Source organism: Tardiphaga sp. 172_B4_N1_3, assembly GCF_052076035.1.
GTDB lineage: Bacteria > Pseudomonadota > Alphaproteobacteria > Rhizobiales > Xanthobacteraceae > Tardiphaga > Tardiphaga robiniae.
In genome coordinates this window covers 1,246,383-1,267,468 of record NZ_CP197238.1, presented here as the reverse complement: position 1 = coordinate 1,267,468, position 21,086 = coordinate 1,246,383, and the positions used below count along the sequence as shown (strand labels likewise).

The 21,086-nt window shown below is 61.2% G+C and carries 19 protein-coding genes and 1 tRNA gene; 11 read left to right on the top strand and 9 right to left on the bottom strand.

The genetic code is table 11. From position 1 onward, the window contains the following. Positions 1 to 26 precede the first annotated feature (26 nt). Positions 27 to 1,289 (top strand): beta-ketoacyl-ACP synthase II, encoded by a 1,263-nt coding sequence (fabF, locus tag AB7783_RS05655; protein ID WP_441277082.1) that lies wholly within the window; start codon positions 27 to 29, stop codon positions 1,287 to 1,289. A gap of 1 nt (position 1,290) precedes the next feature. On the opposite strand, the gene AB7783_RS05650 is transcribed toward fabF, so the two are convergent. Together AB7783_RS05650 and AB7783_RS05645 are read right to left on the bottom strand one after the other, a co-directional pair. After that, positions 1,291 to 2,847, bottom strand: a complete 1,557-nt coding sequence (locus AB7783_RS05650) for an acyl-CoA carboxylase subunit beta (protein ID WP_441277081.1) — start codon at positions 2,845 to 2,847, stop codon at positions 1,291 to 1,293. Then, on the bottom strand, positions 2,777 to 3,745 hold the full coding sequence (locus AB7783_RS05645; protein ID WP_441277080.1) for an IclR family transcriptional regulator: 969 nt from the start codon (positions 3,743 to 3,745) through the stop codon (positions 2,777 to 2,779). Before AB7783_RS05645 ends, AB7783_RS05650 begins: the two co-directional genes overlap by 71 nt. A gap of 238 nt (positions 3,746 to 3,983) precedes the next feature. On the opposite strand from AB7783_RS05645, the gene AB7783_RS05640 reads away from it, so the two are divergent. From AB7783_RS05640 to AB7783_RS05630, 3 genes are all read left to right on the top strand, one after another. Continuing rightward, positions 3,984 to 4,205 (top strand): acetyl-CoA carboxylase biotin carboxyl carrier protein subunit, encoded by a 222-nt coding sequence (locus tag AB7783_RS05640; RefSeq protein WP_068730696.1) that lies wholly within the window; start codon positions 3,984 to 3,986, stop codon positions 4,203 to 4,205. A 179-nt stretch (positions 4,206 to 4,384) separates the two neighbouring features. Further along, positions 4,385 to 5,536 (top strand): TAXI family TRAP transporter solute-binding subunit, encoded by a 1,152-nt coding sequence (locus tag AB7783_RS05635; RefSeq protein ID WP_441277079.1) that lies wholly within the window; start codon positions 4,385 to 4,387, stop codon positions 5,534 to 5,536. Between the two features lie 45 nt (positions 5,537 to 5,581). Further along, on the top strand, positions 5,582 to 7,786 hold the full coding sequence (locus AB7783_RS05630) for a TRAP transporter permease (protein WP_441277078.1): 2,205 nt from the start codon (positions 5,582 to 5,584) through the stop codon (positions 7,784 to 7,786). Positions 7,787 to 7,821: 35 nt separating this feature from the next. Here the strand turns inward: AB7783_RS05630 and AB7783_RS05625 are convergent, their stop codons facing one another. Continuing rightward, entirely contained in the window at positions 7,822 to 8,274 is a 453-nt protein-coding gene (locus AB7783_RS05625; RefSeq protein ID WP_441277077.1) for a hypothetical protein, read from the bottom strand. 158 nt (positions 8,275 to 8,432) lie between these two features. Next, entirely contained in the window at positions 8,433 to 9,950 is a 1,518-nt protein-coding gene (ilvA, locus tag AB7783_RS05620; protein ID WP_441277076.1) for a threonine ammonia-lyase, biosynthetic, read from the bottom strand. Positions 9,951 to 10,178: 228 nt separating this feature from the next. On the opposite strand from ilvA, the gene AB7783_RS05615 reads away from it, so the two are divergent. Continuing rightward, on the top strand, positions 10,179 to 11,252 hold the full coding sequence (locus tag AB7783_RS05615; protein WP_441277075.1) for an acyltransferase family protein: 1,074 nt from the start codon (positions 10,179 to 10,181) through the stop codon (positions 11,250 to 11,252). Here the strand turns inward: AB7783_RS05615 and AB7783_RS05610 are convergent. Next, positions 11,249 to 12,679 (bottom strand): O-antigen ligase family protein, encoded by a 1,431-nt coding sequence (locus tag AB7783_RS05610; protein WP_199712069.1) that lies wholly within the window; start codon positions 12,677 to 12,679, stop codon positions 11,249 to 11,251. The two genes, AB7783_RS05615 and AB7783_RS05610, sit on opposite strands and share 4 nt — an antisense overlap. Positions 12,680 to 12,783: 104 nt before the next feature. On the opposite strand from AB7783_RS05610, the gene AB7783_RS05605 reads away from it, so the two are divergent. Next, positions 12,784 to 12,860, top strand: a tRNA-Arg gene (locus AB7783_RS05605). A 46-nt stretch (positions 12,861 to 12,906) separates the two neighbouring features. Here AB7783_RS05605 and AB7783_RS05600 read toward each other — a convergent pair. Then, complete coding sequence (locus tag AB7783_RS05600; RefSeq protein WP_441277074.1) at positions 12,907 to 13,830, bottom strand: hypothetical protein; 924 nt, start codon at positions 13,828 to 13,830, stop codon at positions 12,907 to 12,909. A gap of 275 nt (positions 13,831 to 14,105) precedes the next feature. Here AB7783_RS05600 and AB7783_RS05595 point away from each other — a divergent pair, with 275 nt between their 5' ends. The 3 genes from AB7783_RS05595 to AB7783_RS05585 all read left to right on the top strand — a co-directional run bounded on the left by AB7783_RS05595 (position 14,106) and on the right by AB7783_RS05585 (position 15,177). After that, positions 14,106 to 14,417: a pilus assembly protein PilZ gene (locus tag AB7783_RS05595; protein ID WP_089267262.1), complete on the top strand. Its 312-nt coding sequence runs from the start codon at positions 14,106 to 14,108 to the stop codon at positions 14,415 to 14,417. 158 nt (positions 14,418 to 14,575) lie between these two features. Beyond that, positions 14,576 to 14,794, top strand: coding sequence for a hypothetical protein (locus tag AB7783_RS05590; protein ID WP_093759133.1), 219 nt, complete (start codon positions 14,576 to 14,578; stop codon positions 14,792 to 14,794). Positions 14,795 to 14,898: 104 nt separating this feature from the next. Continuing rightward, positions 14,899 to 15,177, top strand: coding sequence for a hypothetical protein (locus AB7783_RS05585; protein ID WP_441277073.1), 279 nt, complete (start codon positions 14,899 to 14,901; stop codon positions 15,175 to 15,177). On the opposite strand, the gene AB7783_RS05580 is transcribed toward AB7783_RS05585, so the two are convergent. Beyond that, complete coding sequence (locus AB7783_RS05580; protein WP_441277072.1) at positions 15,146 to 15,385, bottom strand: hypothetical protein; 240 nt, start codon at positions 15,383 to 15,385, stop codon at positions 15,146 to 15,148. The two genes, AB7783_RS05585 and AB7783_RS05580, sit on opposite strands and share 32 nt — an antisense overlap. 497 nt (positions 15,386 to 15,882) lie before the next feature. Between AB7783_RS05580 and AB7783_RS05575 the strand changes: the two genes are divergently transcribed. Next, on the top strand, positions 15,883 to 17,082 hold the full coding sequence (locus AB7783_RS05575; protein WP_441277071.1) for an MFS transporter: 1,200 nt from the start codon (positions 15,883 to 15,885) through the stop codon (positions 17,080 to 17,082). A gap of 4 nt (positions 17,083 to 17,086) precedes the next feature. On the opposite strand, the gene AB7783_RS05570 is transcribed toward AB7783_RS05575, so the two are convergent. Continuing rightward, positions 17,087 to 17,539 carry a hypothetical protein gene (locus AB7783_RS05570; protein ID WP_441277070.1) on the bottom strand — a complete coding sequence of 151 codons (453 nt, stop codon included), beginning with the start codon at positions 17,537 to 17,539 and terminating at the stop codon, positions 17,087 to 17,089. A 402-nt stretch (positions 17,540 to 17,941) separates the two neighbouring features. Between AB7783_RS05570 and AB7783_RS05565 the strand changes: the two genes are divergently transcribed. Further along, positions 17,942 to 18,301: a GrlR family regulatory protein gene (locus AB7783_RS05565; protein WP_089267259.1), complete on the top strand. Its 360-nt coding sequence runs from the start codon at positions 17,942 to 17,944 to the stop codon at positions 18,299 to 18,301. A 9-nt stretch (positions 18,302 to 18,310) separates the two neighbouring features. On the opposite strand, the gene AB7783_RS05560 is transcribed toward AB7783_RS05565, so the two are convergent. Then, complete coding sequence (locus tag AB7783_RS05560; protein ID WP_441277069.1) at positions 18,311 to 20,992, bottom strand: PAS domain S-box protein; 2,682 nt, start codon at positions 20,990 to 20,992, stop codon at positions 18,311 to 18,313. Between the last annotated feature and the right edge of the window lie 94 nt (positions 20,993 to 21,086).

The following is a 21,086-nucleotide window of genomic DNA, read 5'->3' as shown; positions in this document are numbered from 1 at the left end:
CACTCATATCAGAACGGGAATACATCATGCGCCGCGTTGTAATTACGGGGATGGGAGCGGTGTCGCCGCTCGGTTGCGGCGTCGAGATCAACTGGTCCCGGTTGCTCGCCGGTCAATCCGGTATTCGTCTATTGCCGGAAGCCATGACCACTGATCTCGCCGCCAAGGTCGGCGGCCAGGTGCCCGACATCGCGAACGATCCGGAAGGCGGTTTCGATCCTGACAAGGCGGCGGCGCGCAAGGACCAGAAGAAGATGGATCGCTTCATCCTGTTTGCGCTGATGGCTGCCGATGAAGCCATCGCGCAAGCCGGCTGGCAGCCGAAGGATGCGCGAGACCGCCAGCGCACGGCGACGATCATCGCCTCCGGAATCGGCGGCTTTCCGGCAATTGCCGACGCGGTCCGCACGACAGATACCAAGGGCATCCGCCGGCTGTCGCCGTTCACCGTGCCATCGTTCCTGGTCAATCTCGCCGCTGGCCACATCTCGATCCGTTACGGCTTCGAGGGCGCGCTCGGCGCACCCGTGACAGCCTGCGCTGCCGGCGTGCAGGCGATCGGCGACGCTACACGTCTCATTCGCTCCGGCGAAGCGGATGTCGCCATCGCCGGGGGGGCCGAAGCCTGTATCGACCGCGTCAGCCTCGGCGGCTTCGCCGCCGCTCGCGCGCTCTCCACCGACTTCGTCGCCAATCCGGAGCGCGCCTCGCGCCCGTTCGATCGCGACCGCGACGGCTTTGTCATGGGCGAAGGCGCCGGCGTCGTGGTGCTTGAGGAACTGGATCATGCCTTGGCGCGTGGCGCGAAGCCGATCGCCGAACTGATCGGCTACGGCACGACGTCCGATGCGTTCCATATGACAGCCGGTCGTGAGGACGGCGACGGCGCCAGGCGCGCGATGGATATCGCTCTGGCACAGGCCAACATCACGCCTGCCGATGTCCAGCATCTGAACGCCCATGCCACATCGACGCCGGTCGGCGATCACGGCGAGCTCGAAGCGATCAAGTCGATCTTCGGGACAAACGGCAGCGTCGCTGTGAGTTCAACCAAATCCGCGACGGGCCACCTGCTCGGTGCAGCCGGAGGGCTTGAGGCGGTCTACGCAATCCTCGCGCTGCGTGATCAGATCGCTCCGGCCACGCTCAATCTCGAAAATCCCGATCCGTCTGCCGATGGCATCGATCTGATCCGCGGCAAGGCGCGGCCGATGGCCATTGAGCACGTGCTCTCGAATGGCTTCGGCTTCGGCGGCGTCAATGCCAGCGTGCTACTGCGGCGAGTATAGCTTACGGCCGCATCGCGAGCCGTGACGGGCCTGCCGTGCGGAGCGGTTCGGCAAGACGTGCAAACTCACACAGCAGCGAGCGCGTCTTCGTGGGGTTGATGACTTCCTCGACCCAGAACTTCTCGGCCGAACGGAATGGCGAGCGCAGCTTGTTGAGGCGCTCCTCGATTTCCTGCTGCTTGAGCTTTGGATCGTCCGCCGCGTCGATCTCGGCGCGATAGGCCGCCTCGATGCCGCCTTCCAGCGGCAGCGAGCCCCAATAGGCCGAAGGCCATGCGTAACGCATCGAGAACCGGTTGGCCGGCTGATGCACCACGCCAGCGACGCCGAACGCATTGCGGATGATGATCGTGCACCACGGCACCGTGGTCTGATTGACCGCGGCCATGGCGCGCACGCCGTGACGGATAGTCGCTGCCTTCTCCGCATCGAGCCCGATCATGAAACCCGGGCAATCCATGAGATAGACGACCGGCAGATGGAACGTCTCAGCGAGGTCGACGAAGCGCACGACCTTCTGGCAGGCTTCCGCGGTCCACGAGCCGCCATAGTGGAACGGATCGCTGGCAAGCAGCAGTACCGCACGGCCTTCGAGACGCGCAAAACCGGTGATGATCGGCCGGCCGAAATTCGCCGCCATCTCGAAAAACGAGCCTTTGTCGACGACGGCGTCGATGATTGGGCGCATCTTGTAGACCTGCCGACGATTGCGCGGCACGGCCTTCAGCAGAGATTCTTCCGCACGTTCGGGATCGTCATTGCAGGCGATCGTGGGCGACAGGTCATAGACGGACGATGGCAGATAGGACAGGAAGCGCCGCGCGCAGGCGAAGGCCTCCTCTTCTGTTTCCACGGCATGATCGACGCCGCCAGCGCGCGTCTGGATATCGGCGCCGCCGAGTTCCTTCTTCTCAAGCGACTGGCCGAGGCGCGCGACAACGGGAGGCCCGGCGACGAACATCGCGGAATTCTTCGTCATCACCGAATAATGGCTGGCTGCGAGCCGCGCAGCGCCGAGGCCGGCGACTGAACCAAGGCCAAGGCCAACGACCGGCACCTGCGCCAGATTGGACGTCGTGTACCAGTACCAGCGCGTGCCGCCGACACCGCCCGGCAGATTGGCCGCGCCCCTGGTCTCGATGGTCTTGACCGAACCGCCGCCGCCAGAACCTTCGATCACGCGAATGATCGGCAGCCGGAAGTCGTGCGCCATTTCCTCGGCCATCAGCGGCTTGGCCGAGATCGACGCATCAGCCGAACCGCCGCGCACGGTGAAGTCATCGCCAACAACGACGACAGGCCGGCCGTCGATCTTGCCACGACCGAACACGCAATTCGCCGGCGTCAGATGCTTCAGCTCGCCAGACGCATCGTATTCACCGATGCCGGAGACTGCCCCGACTTCGTGAAAGCTTTTTGCATCTATCAGTCTGTCGATACGTTCACGAACTGTGAGCCGGCCTTGGTCATGCTGCCGCTTGACCTTGTCAGCGCCCCCCATCTCCCGCGCGAAGGCTTCGCGCCGGGCGAGGTCGTCGAGTTCCGGCTTCCAGTTCATTCATTCCCTCCGGGAGTATTTTTTTCTGAGCTGTTGGCGCGGGAGGCGCATCTGGAACGGGCGCACTGGTCAGGCCGCTATCTGCATTCTGAACCATCATGCTGATCGTGCCGCTGAGCTGACGCAGGATCGGAGCGATCTCGTCCTGCAGGCGCTGCTCGTCATACATGGCGGCAAGTAGACCGATGGTGACGACCACATAGGTTTGATACTGCGGCGACCAGATCGGCGTCGCAATGCCGGTGATATGCGGTGACCAAAGGCCACCTGCGAGAACGTAGCCGTTGTCACGCAGACATTCGCGGTTCCCAGCGATCTTGCCGCGCAGAATCTTGGCGTCCTCGGGCATTTCGCGCGCAATATCGTTGATCAGGGCATTACCGACGTCTTCGTCGAGCGCTGCGGTGTAGGCGTGGCCGGCTGCAGTCCGGCCCATGGCAATGCGGCTGCCGGTGGTCGAATGCAATCCGAGCGCGTGATCGGCGCGGGCATATTCGAGATAGACCATGTGGAAACGATCGGGGATCGTGAAGCCGATCGTGCCAGGTACCTGCTCCGCCACTTCCTGCAAACGCAGGCGGATCAGGTTGCGCACCTGAAGTCCCCGCATCATCGAAGCACTCATCGCGACCGCACTCGATCCGATGCGGTACTTCTGATCTGCAGGCAGATAGGCGAGCTGGCCCATGCGCGTCAGCGTATGCGTCAGGCGCGATACGGTGGAGCGTGGCAGGCCGCAGCGATTGGAGATTTCGAGATTACCAAGCCGGGCATCATGGCCCTCGAAGCAGCGAAGAATATCAAAGGCGCGCGAGACCACCTGGATCACATCGCCGTCGCCTGCCAGATCGCTGGCGAGCATGCCTTGTTTGCTGAGCCGTTCCGAACGTCGTCCCATGATGCGTTTCCCTTAAAACGACGCATCTCGCGGGGAGCCAATCCGTTGGATTGCCCCGATGTGCGCCGCCGTCCCGTTCCACTGTGCGGAATTATATTCCACTTGCGGGCTACGCTACCTCAGGCAATCTGCGGCGACAACACCAAGCTGCTCGTTTCTTCTCATTCTTAGGAATTGTCCGGTCGCGTCGGCGCTACACCTATAGCGAGCAGCCGCCCGCGTGATCGCGGAGAACACCATGCCCGAGATCAAGATCCTCAGCGAAGTCGCCGGCCGCATCTGCTCACTGCCGCTCGCAACCGGCGATTCCGTGAATGAAGGAGACGAAGTGGCATTTGTCGAAGCCATGAAGATGGAAATTCCGGTCGCCTCTCCTGCCGCAGGTAAAATCAAATCGATGATCGTCGCGGTCGACGACGTGGTCGCGGAAGGACAGTTGCTCGGCACAGTCGAGACGTGAGCAGACATGCAGTGGCGGCCTCGACTGCCGTACCAATGTGCTGCGGCATTCTGTCTGAGATGGTGACCGCTCCCATCATGCAGCGAACGGCCTCAGGACATTGCCAGCGCCTGACGGCGATGACATGATCGCCGAACAATAAAAAGCAATTCGCAAAGCGAATGCATCTGGAGGGGAAAATGCTTCACCGGCTCATCGCGCTGGCGTCCGTTGCCGTGCTCAGTACGACCGGCGCTGTATGCGCACAGGATATCAAGCTTCCACCGACCATGGCGGTCACCGCCTATGACACCGGCACTGCCGGCTTCAACATCGCCGTCGCCGTCGGCAAGATGATGAAGGACAAATATTCCACCGATGTGCGTGTGCTGCCTGCCGGCAATGATGTCGCGCGGCTGGCGCCATTGCGCGCCGGTCGCGCAACGATCGCCTGGATGGGCTCGGGCATCTACTTCGCACAGGAAGGCGTGTTCGAATTCGGCGTCAAGGAATGGGGTCCACAGCCAGCGCAGGTCACGCTGTCGACCATCGACTGTAATGGCGCCTCGCTCGGCGTCGCTCGTGATATCGGCGTGAAGGAGATCAAGGATCTACGCGGCAAACGCGTCGGCTTCGTCGTCGGCTCACCTGCCCTGAACCAAAACTCGCTTGCGATCATGGCGTTCGGCGGTCTCACCAAGGCAGACATCAAGCCGATCGAGTTCGCAAGCTACGGTGCAATGTGGAAAGGCATGGTGAACAACGACGTCGATGCAGCCTTTGCTACCACCATCACTGGCCCGGCCAAGGAAGTCGAGACATCGCCGCGCGGCATCATCTGGCCGCCCCTCCCCGCGGAAGACAAAGCCGGCTGGGAGCGCGTCAAGCGTGTGGCACCGTTTTTCAATCCACATGTCGCGACCTGCGGCGCGGGCATCACGGCATCAGCGCCCGTCAACATGAGCACCTACCCCTACCCCGTCGCGACCGTCTACGGCTTGCAGGCGGAAGATCAGATCTACGCGATCACCAAGGCGATGATCGTCAACTTTGACGCCTACAAGGACAACGCACCAGGCGCGTTAGGCCTCGCCGTAAAAGCGCAGTCCATGAAATGGGTCGTTCCGTTTCATCCCGGTGCCGTAAAAGCCCTCAAGGAAGCCGGCAACTGGACGCCAGAAGACCAGACACACAATGACGGACTGCTGAAGCGGCAGGACGTCTTGAAGGCCGCATGGAGCGAATACGCCAAGGCCAGTGCATCAGCCGGTGAAAAGGAGTTTCTCGACGGCTGGATGACGGCCCGCGCGGCGGCGCTGAAGAAGGCCGGCATGCCGAACGGCTTCGAATAACGTCGTTATTTTTAGCTGTAACCGCGAACAATAATCGGGGCCATTATGTCAATTTCGTCACCCGATCATGCGCGGCCCGCATCCGACATACCCGTAAAAATGGAACTCGACGATCCCCATGGAGTCGCCGACCTCCAGGAGTCCGAGGTCTCGCGCGTTCGCGCCTTGCACGGCGTGTGGCGCTGGGCGCTGATACTGGCCACCCTCGCAACCATCCTGCTCTGCATCAACCAGCAATTTTCGCTGCGCTTCTTTGTCGATGTCACGCAACTCAACACCGAATATTTCTATCTGCTGATCGCGTTGATGCTGCCGTTCACGTTCCTGATCTTTCCGGGAACGTCAAAGGCCGATCTCGACCGAGTGCCGTGGTACGACGTCGTGCTGTTCATCGCGACCTTCGCGGCCGCGATCTTCCTGATGATGAACATCCGCAAGGCCGCGCAATTTGGCTGGGAATTCGACGGCGCACCTAAACCCGTGATCGCCGCAGGTCTCGTGATGTGGTTCGTGCTGATGGAGGCGCTGCGCCGCACCGGCGGCTGGAGCCTGTTGCTCAGCGTCTTCCCCTTCACGCTGTATCCACTGTTTGCCGACGCCAAATGGCTCGGACCGTTCCGCGGCACCCAGTCGACGCTGGAGCAAACCACGGCCTATCACGTGCTGTCGGGCGAAAGCCTGCTCGGCATTCCGATCCAGGCATTTGCCGACACCGTGATCGGCTTCCTGGTGTTCGGCACGGCGCTGATGATGACAGGTGCCGGCAAGTTCTTCATCAACATTGCCTTCGCGATGTGCGGTACCTTCCGTGGTGGCGCGGCAAAGGTGTGCATCTTTGCATCCGGCCTGCTCGGCACCGTAGGCGGCAGCATCGTGTCCAATGTGCTCACCGCTGGAACGATGACGATCCCCGCGATGAAGAAAACCGGCTTCACGCCGTCCTATTCAGGAGCGATCGAAGCCTGCGCATCCACCGGCGCCGTGCTGGCGCCACCGGTGCTGGGCGCGACGGCCTTCGTCATGGCGCAATTCATGAACACGAGCTATGCCGACGTCGCACTCGCTGCCACGATTCCATCGATCCTGTATTACTTCGGCCTGTTCGCGCAGGTCGATAGCTACGCCGCGCGCCACAAGCTCGAAGGCATCCCGCGCGAGGAACTGCCCCGCTTCATGGATGCGCTCAAGGAGGGCTGGTACTATCTCTTTGTCATCGCGATCCTTGTCGTGATGCTGCTGTACTTCAAACGCGAGAGCCATGCGCCGTTCTACGCCACCGCTTTGCTGGTCATCCTGCATCAATGGTCAGGCCCGGCACCGTGGAAGAAGGGCAACACCGCCGTCCTGACGCTCTCGATTGTGCTGACCGGATTGATGGTCTGGCTCGATCTGCAGAACGCCTATCTATGGGGGATGTGCATCCTCGCAGCGCTCAATGAATTCCTCCCCGGCAAGAACTGGGGCGGCGCACGATGGATCCACTTCCTCGAACTCAACGGCAAGACCTTCGTCGAACTGATCGCGATCCTCGCCGGCTGCGGGTTGCTGATCGGCGCGTTCTCGCTCACCGGCGTAATCTCGAGCCTGGCCAACGACCTTCTGGCGATCGCCGGCGGCAACGTCTTCCTGCTGCTGATCATGTGTGCCTTCACCAGCCTGATCCTCGGCCTCGGCCTGACGACGACGTCCTGCTACATCTTCCTCGCTATCCTTGTCGCACCGGCACTGGAGAAGCTCGGCCTCAACAAGATGGCCGTGCACATGTTCATCTTCTATTGGGGCATGCTGTCGTCGATCACGCCACCGGTCGCCATCGCATCCTTTGCCGCCGCCGGCATCGCCGGCGCGCCGGCGATGAAGACCGGCTGGGAGTCGATGTGGGTCGGCAGCATCATCTATTTCATCCCGTTCTTCTTCGTGCTGAATCCAACGCTGCTATTGCAGGGCGACAGCCCCTACCTCGAAGCGTTCGGCCTCACCGGCCTTGCCTGTCTCGGCATTGTCTTCATCTGCGGCGGCATTCAGGGCTATCAAGCCTATGTCGGCGATCTCCGCCGTGCGGGCGCGATGGAATGGCCACTACGTGTGCTGCTGGTGATCGGTGGCTTCGTGATGGCGACACCCGGCGGCGGCATCAATCCGCTGTCGCAGTGGCAGATCGTCGCCCTCGCCGCCTGCATTCTCGCGCCGACGGTGCTGATCGCGCTGGCGCTGATCAGGCGCGGCGATGCCCGGCTCGCGGTGTCATGACCGCGAAGGCATTCAGGTCGATTGAAGATTGAAAGCTAGAAAAACTCTTCCGGGCAGGGATCGACGATCTTCCAGAGATCCATGCCGTTCTTGATCTTTTTCATTTCCGGCGTGAGACCGCCGTTGCGCGCTAGCCAGTCTTTCACCGGCGGCGGATAATAGGCCATCAGGTCCGAGGTGCCCTCGTAGCTGATCACCTTCATGCCGAAGGTGAAAGCCTTGTCGTAATAGGCCTGATGGAAGCCCAAGCTGGCGCGCGGAGTCACGCAGACCTTGTTCATCGGCACGATGCCGAACACCAGGGTGCAGGCCGAATTGCAGATGCCGTCGATGATCACCCGCTCCTTGCGGTCGCGGATGCGCTCATACTTAGCCTTGTATTCCTCGACATAGCCGCCGTGGTCGCGGGTGATGCGCAAATCTGCCTTGGCCGGAGCCACGGACAGCACCAGCAGGGACATCAGGACAGGCAGCAGCGAAACGCGCATCGCGTGATGAAACCGGTAAGGGACCCCAAGCCAACGCCCTTTTCCGGCATCAGCACACCGCCCGACTCTGGCCGGACAGTGCTAGTATTCCGTTAAGCATCGCCTTTGAGCGAAAAAAAGGCAGAAATCGGCCCTGCCTCACTCTCTGCCCACCCGGCCTAGCCGTTCAGGAACATCCGGTAGACCGGATTTTGCGTTTCGTCCTCATAGGGATAGCCGAGCGAGGTCAGCCGCTGCGTCAGGGTCGGCCGGTCGGCCTGCGGGACTTCAATCCCAACCAGTACCCGGCCGTAATCCGCACCGTGGTTACGGTAGTGGAACAGCGTGATGTTCCAGTCCGCGCCCATCTGGTCGAGGAATTTCAGCAAGGCGCCTGGACGCTCCGGGAACTCGAAGCGCAGGATAACCTCGTCCTGCAAAGCCGGCGGTGCTCGCCCGCCAACCATATAGCGGATGTGCAGCTTGGCGGTTTCGTCCGCGCTGATGTCCAGCACCTTGTAGCCGAGCGCCTGCAACTGCCCGATCAGCTCGCCCTTGTCGTTCTTGGCGCCACTCAGCTTCAGGCCGACAAAGACATTGGCTTCCTTGGCATCGGCATAGCGATAGTTGAACTCGGTGATGTTGTGATTGCCGATGGTCTGAATAAAGCGGCGATAGCTGCCGGGCTGCTCCGGAATGGTCACGCCCAGCAGGATCTCACGCGCTTCACCGACCTCGGCACGCTCTGCGACGTGCCGCAGGCGATCGAAGTTCATGTTGGCGCCGCTGTTGATGGCAACCAGCGCGCCGGTGCGCGTGGGATTGTTCGCGGCATAGCTCTTCAATCCTGCCAGCGCCAAGGCGCCTGCCGGCTCCGCGATCACGCGCATATCCTCGAAAATATCCTTGATGGCAGCGCACATCTCGTCGGTGTCGGCCGTGATCACATCATCGAGCAATTCGCGGCAGAGACGGAATGTTTCGACGCCGGCCTGGCGCACGGCCACGCCGTCGGCAAACAGACCGACGCGATTGAGGACTACGCGCTCGCCAGCATCTATCGCGGCTTTCATCGATGCGGCATCGACGGGCTCGACACCGATGACCTTGGTCTCCGGGCGCAGGAATTTGATGAAGGAGGCAACACCAGCCGCAAGGCCGCCGCCGCCGATCGGCACGAACACCGCCTCGATGGGATCGGGATGCTGCTGCAGGATTTCCATGCCGATGGTGCCCTGCCCCGCGATCACGTCGGGATCGTCATAGGGATGCACGAAGGTCAGCTTCTGCTCGGCCTCGAGCTTGCGCGCATGCGCCGCTGCTTCGTCGAACGTGTCGCCGAACAGCACGGCATTGCCGCCCCAATATCTGACAGCATCGATCTTGATCGGCGGCGTGGTCACCGGCATCACGATGGTTGCCTTGATCCCGAGCCGCTGCGCCGACAGCGCCACGCCCTGCGCATGATTGCCAGCCGACGCGCAAATCACGCCGGCCGCGCGCTGCTCCGCAGACAGCCCCGCAATACGGTTGTACGCGCCACGAATCTTAAACGAGAACACCGGCTGCAAATCCTCGCGCTTGAGCAGCACGGGGCTCCCCATGCGCGCGGTCAGCCGAACCATCGGGTCCAGCGGCGTCTGGATTGCGACGTCGTAGACGCGGCTGTCCAGGATTTTGCGAACGTAGTCAGTCACAGGTAGTCCTCGAACATGTGGCAGAGACCGAACTGGCCACAGAACGGCTTGCCGACAGCTTGTCGGCGCAGATGGGCACCGAAATGGCCGATAAATCAAGCCTGTTTTCCAGAAAAGCACCTATGAACGCCCGACCGCCATTTCATGGATCGGCGTTAACGATGGTGTACGGCTCTCGGCGTATGTTGTCTTGCTGATCCAGATATTCAGAACCAGCGATGTCCTACGATGCAACTATCGCCAGCCGAAGATGCAGAAGCACCAAGATCTCAGACCGATCGCACGCGTCAGGTCTGGATTGATTTTGCACGCGGTATAGGCGTCATTCTCGTGGTCTATGGCCACGTACTCGGCGGTCTGATACCGCCACATCTGTTTCCTGACGGACCGGTCGCGCAGTGGATGAGCTATACGCTCTACACGTTCCACATGCCGCTGTTCTTCTTTCTCGCGGGCCTGAACGTACAGCACAGCCTCACACGCGGCGTTCGGCCGTTCCTCGCCAGCAAGGCATGGACGATCGCCTATCCCTATGTGCTTTGGTCGCTGATCCAGGGCAGCGTGATCATGCTGATATCAAGCAATGCGAATATTCCGATCACCACCAGCGACCTCGCGGCGATCTGGTATCGGCCGATGGCGCAATTCTGGTTTCTATATGCGCTGATGATCTGCCACGTACTGGCCGTGCTCATTCCCAATCGCATCATCATGATTGCCGTCGCGCTCGCTGGCCTGATCGTATTCATGCTGTTGCCGATCCGCCCCGATCTTGCGCTCACCATGCATCACCTGCCGTTCTACGTCGCAGGTCTCTATGCAACCCGCATCGTGATGGCGTGGCAGCCTCGTGGGAGAACGGGCTGGACCATGTTGACCGTGATCGCCACCGCTTTCACTGCGGCGGTTGCCGTTGGAGGACAGCTCTCCGGCTTCGACGCAAATGGCATAGCATCGCTTCCGGCATGTATCCTCGGCATCACCAGCGTGGTGCTGCTTTGCAAATTACTCGACGAAACAAGGCACCGCTGGCTGGCGCTGGTCGGCGTGATGTCCATGACGATCTATGTGCTGCACATCATGGCGGGATCCGGAACACGGATCATCATGCAGATGCTGCACGTACCGCCAATGCCGTGGATCTATCTCCTCGCAGGCACCGCTGCCGGCGTGATCTTGCCCATGATAGCCCATGTCGTGCTGCAGCGGCTGAACCTGCTGGCACCACTCGGGCTGGCGTCACTGCCGAGGCGCAAACCTGCACCCGCTCCGCTTGTCAGCCAGGCGGCCCGATCGGACTAAACTCTGCCGGTCCGCGCCTGCTCCAGGGGCATCGCAGCATCCTCGGCAGATCTGACAGTCTGGTCGTGCGGACAGGCCATCGCGAAGATCATCCAGAACAGAGCGGATATCTCACCTGACGAGATACTGGTCAGGGGCAAGTGAATCAGAATGCCGCCGAGCGACAGAGCACCGAGCACCACGCCTTCTTTGGTCGGCATCCGCCATGCCGCAGACGTGCTCCAGACCCCGACCCAGATATAGGCTGCCAGACAGAGCAGTCCGACGGGAATGCCAAGCGTGAGCCAGCTCGCAATGATCTGGCCATCGACCGGCATGGTGCCCGCAACACCGATATCGGTGAAGCTGAAGCCAGATCCCACCACCATGCTGTCAGGCGTATTCCACAGCGTCACGAATTCTTCGAGACGCTCGTTGCCGCTGCCATCCTCGGAACCGCTGCCGAGCGACTGCAGCCGCTCGGTGATCACATCGCCGAAGGGCGTGAACAGGACCGCCGCCATGGCTGCGCCGACGATGCCAAGTCCGGTCGCAAGCGCCCGCCGCCGTGTGGATTGAAACACCATGCAGAACACCACGGCCAGCGCGAGCGCGATCCAGCCGGTCCGATACAGCGACAGCAACAGGCCCAGTGCCGCGGGCGCCAGGGCAATCAGAGACTGCCAGCCGGGTCTCAGAAAGCCCAGCAACAGCAGTCCCGTTGCGGTGAAGGTCGCGTAAGTGGCGGGCCCGTTCATCGTGCTGAAGACGCGCACCATATAGGGCAGCGGATACCCTGCCGACAGAATCGAGGCGTAGTTCATCCAGAACCGATCCCAACTCGGCGGATCGACATATTGCCAGATGCCGTAGAGACCCGTCAGCGGCAGCACCACCAGAAAGATACGCGCCATGGCATTGACGAGTTCGCCATCGGACTTTGCGCGCTGCTGCAGAGCGATGCCGTAAAGCACGGGCGCCGCCCACTTCAACGCACCTGTCGCAGCGCTCATCCAGTCATTCTGAAAAACCGACAGCATGGCACCGTAAGCGATGCAGGCCAGCACGATAGCCGGCGCGATCAGCCAGGGATCGCGCAACTGCTCGCGGGACGACAGCAGCGTCCACAGGCTCGGTAACGGCGTCAGGATGAACAACAGCGGCCCGATCAGCATAATGCTGGCCGCGTCGTAGCCGACCGACACATCGACCACGCGCCGCACGAATGGTGCGAAGGCAAACAGCAGGATGGCCGACTGGATATGGGCCGCGGTGCTGCGTTGCCAGGCCAGCCAGCCAGCAGCGGCGCAGCCGACCACGAAGAGCGGACGCGACAATCCGCCCAGCGCGGGACCGACCACTAAGGTCACGATCAGAAGCAGCGCAGTCGGTAGCCACCCGGACAGGACGAAATCCACCGGACCGGATTTGAGTCGGCCTTGATTCATGAAGGCAGACTATAGCGAGCAGCCTCCCCGACGTTAGGCAAAACCGCTGCGCTCCCCATCGCGGGGCTAGCTTTTGCGACTTTCGCCGCTATGGTGCCGCCGTCGCACTCGTAGCTCAGCTGGATAGAGCATCGGATTTCGATTCCGAGGGTCGGGCGTTCGAATCGCTCCGAGTGCACCATCACAGGTGCCCTTAAACGCCTGTGTCCATTCGGCTTTTCCAGAGACTAGGCGCTCGCTTCGCGCTCGATCGTCCGCAGCCGCACGAATGCCGCCCAAGCTTGGGGGAACTCGGCACTCTTGGCATCGATGGCCATCAAAGCCCGGAGGACTTCCCGAATTTCGTCCGGCGAAGGTCGCTGAGATGAGGTTCCCGCTTTGGACTTCGCCCAGAGATCTTCAACCGATTTTGCCAGCACCAACGCCTCGGCATTCGTCCGTTTCTGCACAGGCTTTGCCAACACGTGGTCCGGCGGAAAGACTGGCCACGCGGTCGGCGGCTTGTCGGCACGCCAGTTGGATTCGGGGCCGGGCGTGGTTTTGAATGTCTGATTTCCCGATTGCTGCCCACCCGAGCCGGGTTGGCCTGCCAGACGTCCGAGTTGCTGCTCGGTCGTCCCGGCCGGTCCACTGCCCGCAGGTGATAGTTGCGACGCCATATCCGTAAGCACTGACGGATCGGCTGTCGGCAGCGTCTTTTGAACCAGCTTGATCGCCTGGAGCGCACTGGGTGATATGCCGATCTTCTGTTGAGCCAGCTTCTCTTCTTCTTCAGAGACCGGGCAGGCCTTGTACGCATCGTGCCGTTGCGCGATCTCTCCATCGTCGTCGATACGCGCAAAGTCGATAGCGACCGTGTAAACGAAAGCTCGATGCCCGGTGTAAGCTCCCGATTTGTCCTTGGCGTTCACGCTGCCGCAAACATATTTCCTGTTATCGACCTGGACCGACCGCAAGCCATCGAATTGCGCAGATGACGGATTGAGCAAGAGTCGCGTGACTGCAGCACGCGCCTTCGAGTTATTGGTTGTCAGGATGGCATCCAGCGCATAGTCGGGCCGAATGAAGGACGGCTGATAATAGAACACGGATGCGGCCGCAAAAAACGCTGCACCCACGCCGGCAGATATCAGGGCAGCTGGCGTGTTCATGCAGTAACGTGCTCCGCCGAGGCCCTTCAACAAGCCATGGATTCCACTTTACATTGCACCAGCTTGTAACCATTCCGTTAACGCGCACCTCCACAACCACCGCGTCTGAAACCCGTCGTTGCGGTTGCGCGATTCAACCGAATAAGGCTGTGCGCCGCGGCGCTCATTCAAAACAGCATCTCGATGGCGTGCTGAACCGCAAAGCCTGCCGTCAGCGGCATTTACCAGCCGTTACCACCATCCAATTTAAAATCCCCGGCGCCAAGGAAGCGTCGATGACCCCTGAAAAACCAAATGCTGGCCGCGTCGCGTTCGAGCGCGGTTTCCCTGTCTGGCTCATGGCCATTGACGGCACATGGCGCCGCAGTTGCCGCATCATGGACGTGTCCGAGACGGGCGCACGCCTTATCGTCGAGAGTTCGATTGAGGGCATCAATCTCAAGGAATTCTTCCTGCTGCTGTCGTCCACAGGACTGGCGTTCCGTCGCTGCGAGCTAGCCTGGGTCAATGGCGAGGAAATCGGCGCGACATTTCTGCGACAGGGCGCCAAGAAGAAAGCCGCTCGGCCGGCTGACACCGAATCCTGACATCCCTGCGACCGTTTCCGGAACCTGGCACCCGACACGCAGCGCTGACGCCCCTCCACGGATCTGCCCAACTTTGCGGCAGGAACATTCGCGCGCCCGAACTCTTGTTGTCCCGTGAACAGTTGGGTGCGTTTATCCGTTTGAACCCGGGAGCCACCGTGAAGAATTTTTCCCATGCCGCGTTTCCGCCAGACACAATCTCAGTGATGAAACAAGCGCTGGACGGGGCTGTTTCAACGCTGCCGCATCCCGTCAACTCCGCTCACGTGCAATCCATCGCCGAAAGCATCCTGCGCACCACAAGCGAGGGTGAACGCGATCCCACGATGCTCCAGACCATGGCGCTGCTGGAATTGCGGATTACCCAGCGGGACTGACGGCCGACCGATCATCACGACCTCGTGGGCAACGAAAGTGGGGCTTGCTGCAGCGCAACCAGATGCCATATTCCGCGTTATCGCCTCATCACGGAGGTTGCCGCATGCCCTACGCGCTGTTTTCAAATTCGGTCAAAGTCAGTAAGGCCTTCCCCAACAAATCCGATGTCTGGCGGCACGCCGTCGAGAGTGGCTTGGTGACGGAGGTCGGCCTGGGCGAGGAAGATCCGCCGCGTCGTCTTCTCGATATCGGCTATGCGATCCACGCATGTGCTGCCGATCCAGTCGAGAAATCGGCCGCTACAGGCAAGAGCGAGCACGACATCAGCCAGATGATTGCCGCCTGTCAGCTCAATCAGCGGTCCGCAGCCGCCGCATCGTAAATTCAATGTCGCCGTCTGGCAGCTCGCGCCAGCGCTCAACTTCGCTCATGTAGGCTTGCTTCGGGAACCGATCCAGAAACGCCCGCGCCGTCTTGCGGGCGTTTTCGCGTGGCTGTGTGAAGCTCTCGCGCACATAGCCGTCATCAAGGGCACGCCGCTGCTGGCGCGCGGCCATTCTCTCCGCCAGATCGCGCGGTGTTCCCGGCATTGCTGCTACTCCGGACACAAGCAACGTCTAATAGATTGTCACGGATGACCAGCAGATCAAGCGTCATGTTTCACGGCGCGACAGGTTTGCGCTCAGAAGAAAGGGCGCACCGATCACTCGGCGCGCCCCTTCCCTGTTCTCGCTGAACCAGGCGCCGAGACGCCCTTCCGAAGCTCAAAGAGTGAGCTTAGCGGGCGGCCTCAGCGAGGTGACAGCGCTTGGAATTAGACACTGGACCACCTCCTTTCATTGTTCGTGACAGCCTGAGTATAGGAAAGATTCGCGCCGTGTTAAGGGGCGCGATCCAGACGAGCCATGCAATCTCGCACAGGGCGCGCGAGCCAGCCGCCGTTGTGAAGGCTTGGCCATGCATGCATCATCTTTCTCTGCTGTTGCTCCGCGCATCACCTGAGCAAGCATTGGACAGCGGTAAAATCAATCAAGGACGGAAGCGACCATTGGGCTTGCCCCACCTTGTCCATTAGGTCTCTTCCCCGATGTCCAGCAATCTCGACGCCCGGCCGAAAGGCGTGATGACGCGTCGCGCTGCCATTATTTTTCAGATCGCAACGCTCGGCACTGTCGCCATGTTCGCCAGCGCACCGACACCACTCTACCGGATCTATCAGGACCACTGGCACCTCTCGCCGGTCATGGTTACGACGGTGTTCTCCGCCTATGCGCTCAGTCTGCTGGTGGCACTGCTGACGGTCGGGGGATTGTCGGATTATATCGGCCGCCGGCCCGTGATGTTCTCGGCGCTGATCCTGAATGTCGTGGCACTCCTGGTTTTCATTACCGCAGATTCCGTCGTGGCACTGATCACTGCCCGCACCATTCAGGGATTTGCGACCGGCATTGCCTTCGGCACCATCGGTGCTGCCATGCTCGATCTGAATCGTGCGCACGGATCGTTGATGAACAGCCTGACGCCCGTAACGGGCACAGGGATCGGCGCGTTGCTATCCGGTGTGCTCGTCAGCTACGCGCCAATGCCGACCCAACTGGTCTATCTGCTGCTCCTCGCAGTAACGCTCATACAAGCCATTCTGCTGTGGTGGATGCCGGAAACGGTCGCCCGTCGATCCGGTGCATGGGCATCACTCCGACCGATCGTGACCGTACCGCCTCACGTGCGACAACCCTTGACCCTGGTCTCGCCGGGCAACATTGCCGTCTGGGCGTTGGGCGGGTTCTATCTATCGCTGATGCCCTCGCTGCTCCGGCTCATCACGGGATCGAATTCGCCTCTCCTTGGTGGACTCGCCGTGACGGCGCTGACCTTGAGCGGTGCCGCCTCGATGCTGGTGGCGCGCAAATGGCCTGGCACCACCATTCTGATCCGCAGCATGGCGTGTCTCATTCTCGGCGTGCTGATCACGCTGGACGGGGTCTACACACAAAGCGTCCCACAACTATTGGTCGGCACGGTCATCGCCGGCTTTGGCTTCGGCGCCGGATTCTTCGGTAGCATCCGGACCGTTGTGCCGCTTGTCCCCGCGCATGAACGCGCTGGATTGCTCTCCGTAATTTTCATTATCTGCTATCTCGCCTTCAGCCTGCCGACTATCGTCGCAGGCTTGGCGATCCCGACGCTCGGCCTGCCGCTCACGCTCGATATCTATGGCGCCGCGGTCATTGTCCTCGCGGCGATCTCGCTGATCGCCGCGCTCGCATCGGTCCGCCGGGCGTTGTGACCAGCTACGTCATACTTCCTGGCATGAAACAACGGATCACTGTGCCGGACGAACCCTGTATCGGCCACACCATGGTGCGACCCACGCGGTTCGGCACCGTGATGACAGCCTCATCGGGCACGTCGAGCCATGCCCCGTCGATCCGCACCTTGTAGTGCCCGCTGTTGGATTCCCAATCCACATCGCTGACCGCACTGCCATCGGCATCGGAACAACACGGCCCCTTGCCGCTGCGCAGACTATCGAACCACGCCTTCAGATCGGGGCTGGTGTTGGCGAATTGTCCGCGATCGCGCGCAGCGACCGATTGCATCAGCGGCACTGATAACAGAGCCGCAACACACAAGGTCGGCGCTCCCAGCTTCAGCCAGCCTGCACGACGCCGGACGCGTCGATCGTGAGAGATAGTAGTTGGCGAACACGGCGCGTCGGCGCCGGAAGTCATCCAGTCGCTCATTTGCTTGCTCCAGCCCCCGGCCGGCACAATGATGTTCAGGTTTGTCGCGGGCAAAGTACCCGCCTCTTCCGTAGTCACTCACGCAAAGCGCATCATACGACTATCGAAGAACGGCTGCGCTTCAACTTCGCGACAGACGCCCAATCAAACGATAGGCGATTCTCCATTAGCACCGGCAGGCTCTCTTCGCACTGCAGCGAATTTGTGGTGATAACTTCAATGGCAGAGGTATTTAAGAACGCCCTCGTCGCGAAGTGCCAAGGCGGCAAGCGAGCGCACCTGCGTCACTCGGTCTTTCGCTCGTGCACCAACAGCGCCCGCGAATGCGTTGACGTTGGTATACGGTCTTTGCAATACTTCTGATTGCGCAACCAAGGGACGGGTTTGCGCCATCGGGCTATTATGAAGAATGGACTCTACTCGATCCATGTCGAGCTTCTCGACGGGCGTTCAGGCAAGGGCAGCGGTGTTGTAACCTTTCGCGAAGGCGAACTGCTCGGCGGCGACGCGTACCTGTTCTACGTCGGCACCTATGTTCTCAACAAGGAAGCCGGCACCTTCAAGGGCGAAGTTTCCGTCATGCAGCACACGCCCAGCCCTGACATGAGTCCACTGTTCGGTGGCCAGAGCCAACCGGTCGGCATCGGTCTGTCGGGTACTTTCACGGATACGTCGGCGACGATGAACGGCACAGCGCTCGTCGGCAAGCACAGCCAGATATTCCGCGCGACACTGCGCAAGCTTGCGGAATTTCAGCAGTAGCAGCGTCCGCTATTCCGCAGCCATCTCCAGCGGCGCGACGCGCGGCAGGATGATCTGGATGCGCGTTCCCTGCCCCGGATCGGACTGCAGATGCAGACGACCACCGAGGCGGCTGGTGACGATGCTGTAGACGATGTGCAGGCCCAGGCCTGTGCCACCCTGATCCCGGCGCGTCGTGAAGAACGGGTCGAAAGCACGCCGCCGGACCTCAGGGCTCATGCCGACGCCGTTATCCGCGAAAAGAATTTCCACATGATCGTTGCCGGCTTCCTGCACCTTGATCTCGACCGAGCCACCATTGCCATCGGGAAATGCATGAGCGACGGAATTGAGGAACAGATTGGTCAGCACCTGACCATACGGACCCGGATAGCTGTTCATCGTCAATCCCGGCTTGCAGTCGACCGAAAGCGCCAGCTTCTGTTTCCGTAATCCTGGCTTCAAACTCATCACCACCTGCTCGGTGAGATCGGCGAGATCAAAGACGCGCTGGTCCGAGTAATTGCGGTCAGCGGAAACCTGCTTGAACGACTGGATCAACTCAGCCGCGCGATTGAGATTGGCGACCAATTGTGCCGCCGCGTCGCGGTTGGACTCGATGAATTCAGTCAGGGTCGAGCGGCGCAGCTCGCCGCGCGCAACCTCCTCGCCGAACAGCGCGATCTTGCGTTCCAGCGATGACGCCACGGTCAGGCTGATGCCCACTGGATTGTTGACCTCATGGGCCACGCCGGCAACCAGCCGCCCAAGCGCCGCGAGCTTCTCCGCCTCGATCAGCGAATTCTGCGTCTCACGCAGATTGCGTAGCGCCGTTTCGGCGGCGTCCTTGGCCTTGAGCATCTCCTGCTCGCTGCGCTTGCGCTGGCCGATATCGAGCGCCACGGTCACGATGTTCTGGATATCACCATCGGTCGTCAGCAAAGGCAGCTTGTTGACCAGCCACTGCCGCATCACACCGACAGCGTCCTTGTACTCTTCCTCGTAGAAACCAAGGCCCTTCCTGGTCGCCAGCACCATCTTGTCAGGCGAGTCGGTCTTCGACGCGCCAAAGCGCAGCATCAACTCGCCAGTGGTTTTCCCAATCGCCTCACCGGGCTCGATGCCGAAAATCCCCGCCATATACCGGTTCATCAAGACGTATCGCAGATCGGTGTCTTTTACGTTGATGACGGCAGGAACGGTATCGATGACCTGCTGCAGCAACCTGCGACCTTCCCTGATCGCGGCTTCGGCATGTTTCTGGTTGGTGATGTCGCGAACTGTTCCCTCATAGCGCACAACCTCGCCATTCTCGTCGCGGACCGCCGTGGCGCTGTCGGACAGCCAGAGGACCGTGTCGTGCCGTTGACGGACCTGATACTCGAATTCGCGCACCATTCCGTCGCTTGCCATGCGCTGCTGATACTCGGCGCGCGCCGCGGGATCGACATAGATGTTGCGCGAGATATCCAGCGTGGCGCGGATCAGGTCTTCCGGTGAATCATACCCCATCATCCGCGCCAGTGCCGGATTGGCATTGAGCAGCGCACCTGCCGGCGTCGTCACATAGATGCCGTCGACGGATCCTTCAAACAGCTTGCGATAACTCTCTTCCGCCAGCCTCTGCTCGGCCAACGCATGCAAGGCCGCCTCGCGCGCGGCATCGGCATCGACCAGCGTCTTGCGGAACACCTCCGCGGCGCGCGCGATGTCACCGATTTCATTCTCCAGATCCATGGCTGGGATCGGCGTGTGCTTGGCGCCACCAGCTAGCGCACGGATCGACTTGGCAATCGCCTTCAGCGGCTTCACGATCCGCCGCACGACGAACAGTGCCGCGAGCAGCCCAACCAGAACGCCCGCCGTGCCAAGGATGATGCTTTGCCATCTTGCCTCAGTCAGCGTGCGCGCGAACTCACGCGACAGCACCCGGCCACGGCGGGCGCTAAGCTCGCGCAACAATTCGGTCACCCGCCCGATTAATCGGCCTTCGGCGCCAAGCACATCCCTGTCGAGATCGGCGATCTCGCTCTCGGTTTCCGAGATCGAAATGATTGCATCGGTGTAGGCATCGGCGGCCGCACGAAGCGCGGGCGTGCTGATCGGCAGCGCACGCATGCGCTGGGCGGCCTGCTCGGCTCCGATCGGATCGCGCGCCAGCAAAGCCGCCGCGATCTCGTTCTGCGCCCGGAACATGGCTTTGGCGGCATTTGAATTCGTCACATCCGGAACGGCGTTCTCGAATTGCTCGCGGAGCGGCGGGAGCGTCGCCAGCATAGCGGAGCGACGTGCGATCAGCGATGAGACGCGCTCAATCCCTTCGCGGTACTTGGTCAACCGCGCGTCGACACCGTCGATCATGTCGCGCTGCTCGGGCGCAAGCTCGATCCGGGTCTTCTTCAGGAGATCGCCGAGCGCCGTGGCAGCCTGCGAGACCTTTTCCGGCTGTGCGTCGGGATCGGTGACGAAATCGCGTGCTGCCAGCCGCAGGCTGATCAGGCGGCGGTCGATGTTTTCGGCCAGATCGCCGACGCTCTGCAGCCGCTCAAGCTCGGCGAAGGTATTGTCAATATGACGGATCGCAACCACGCTGGCGATGCTGGTGATCAGGATCACCGTCAACACCAGCAGGAACCCGCTGAAAGTCAGCTGGCCGATCGAGAGCGAGGACGATCGGACCCGCTGAAAGAATGCCGCAATGGCAGAGGACATGGTTGTGGGACCGGACTTCAGAGCGTCCCAATATATCCCGACTTCAGCCGCCGGGGGAACATGCTGGACGGCCCGATCGGGCCGAACCGTCCAG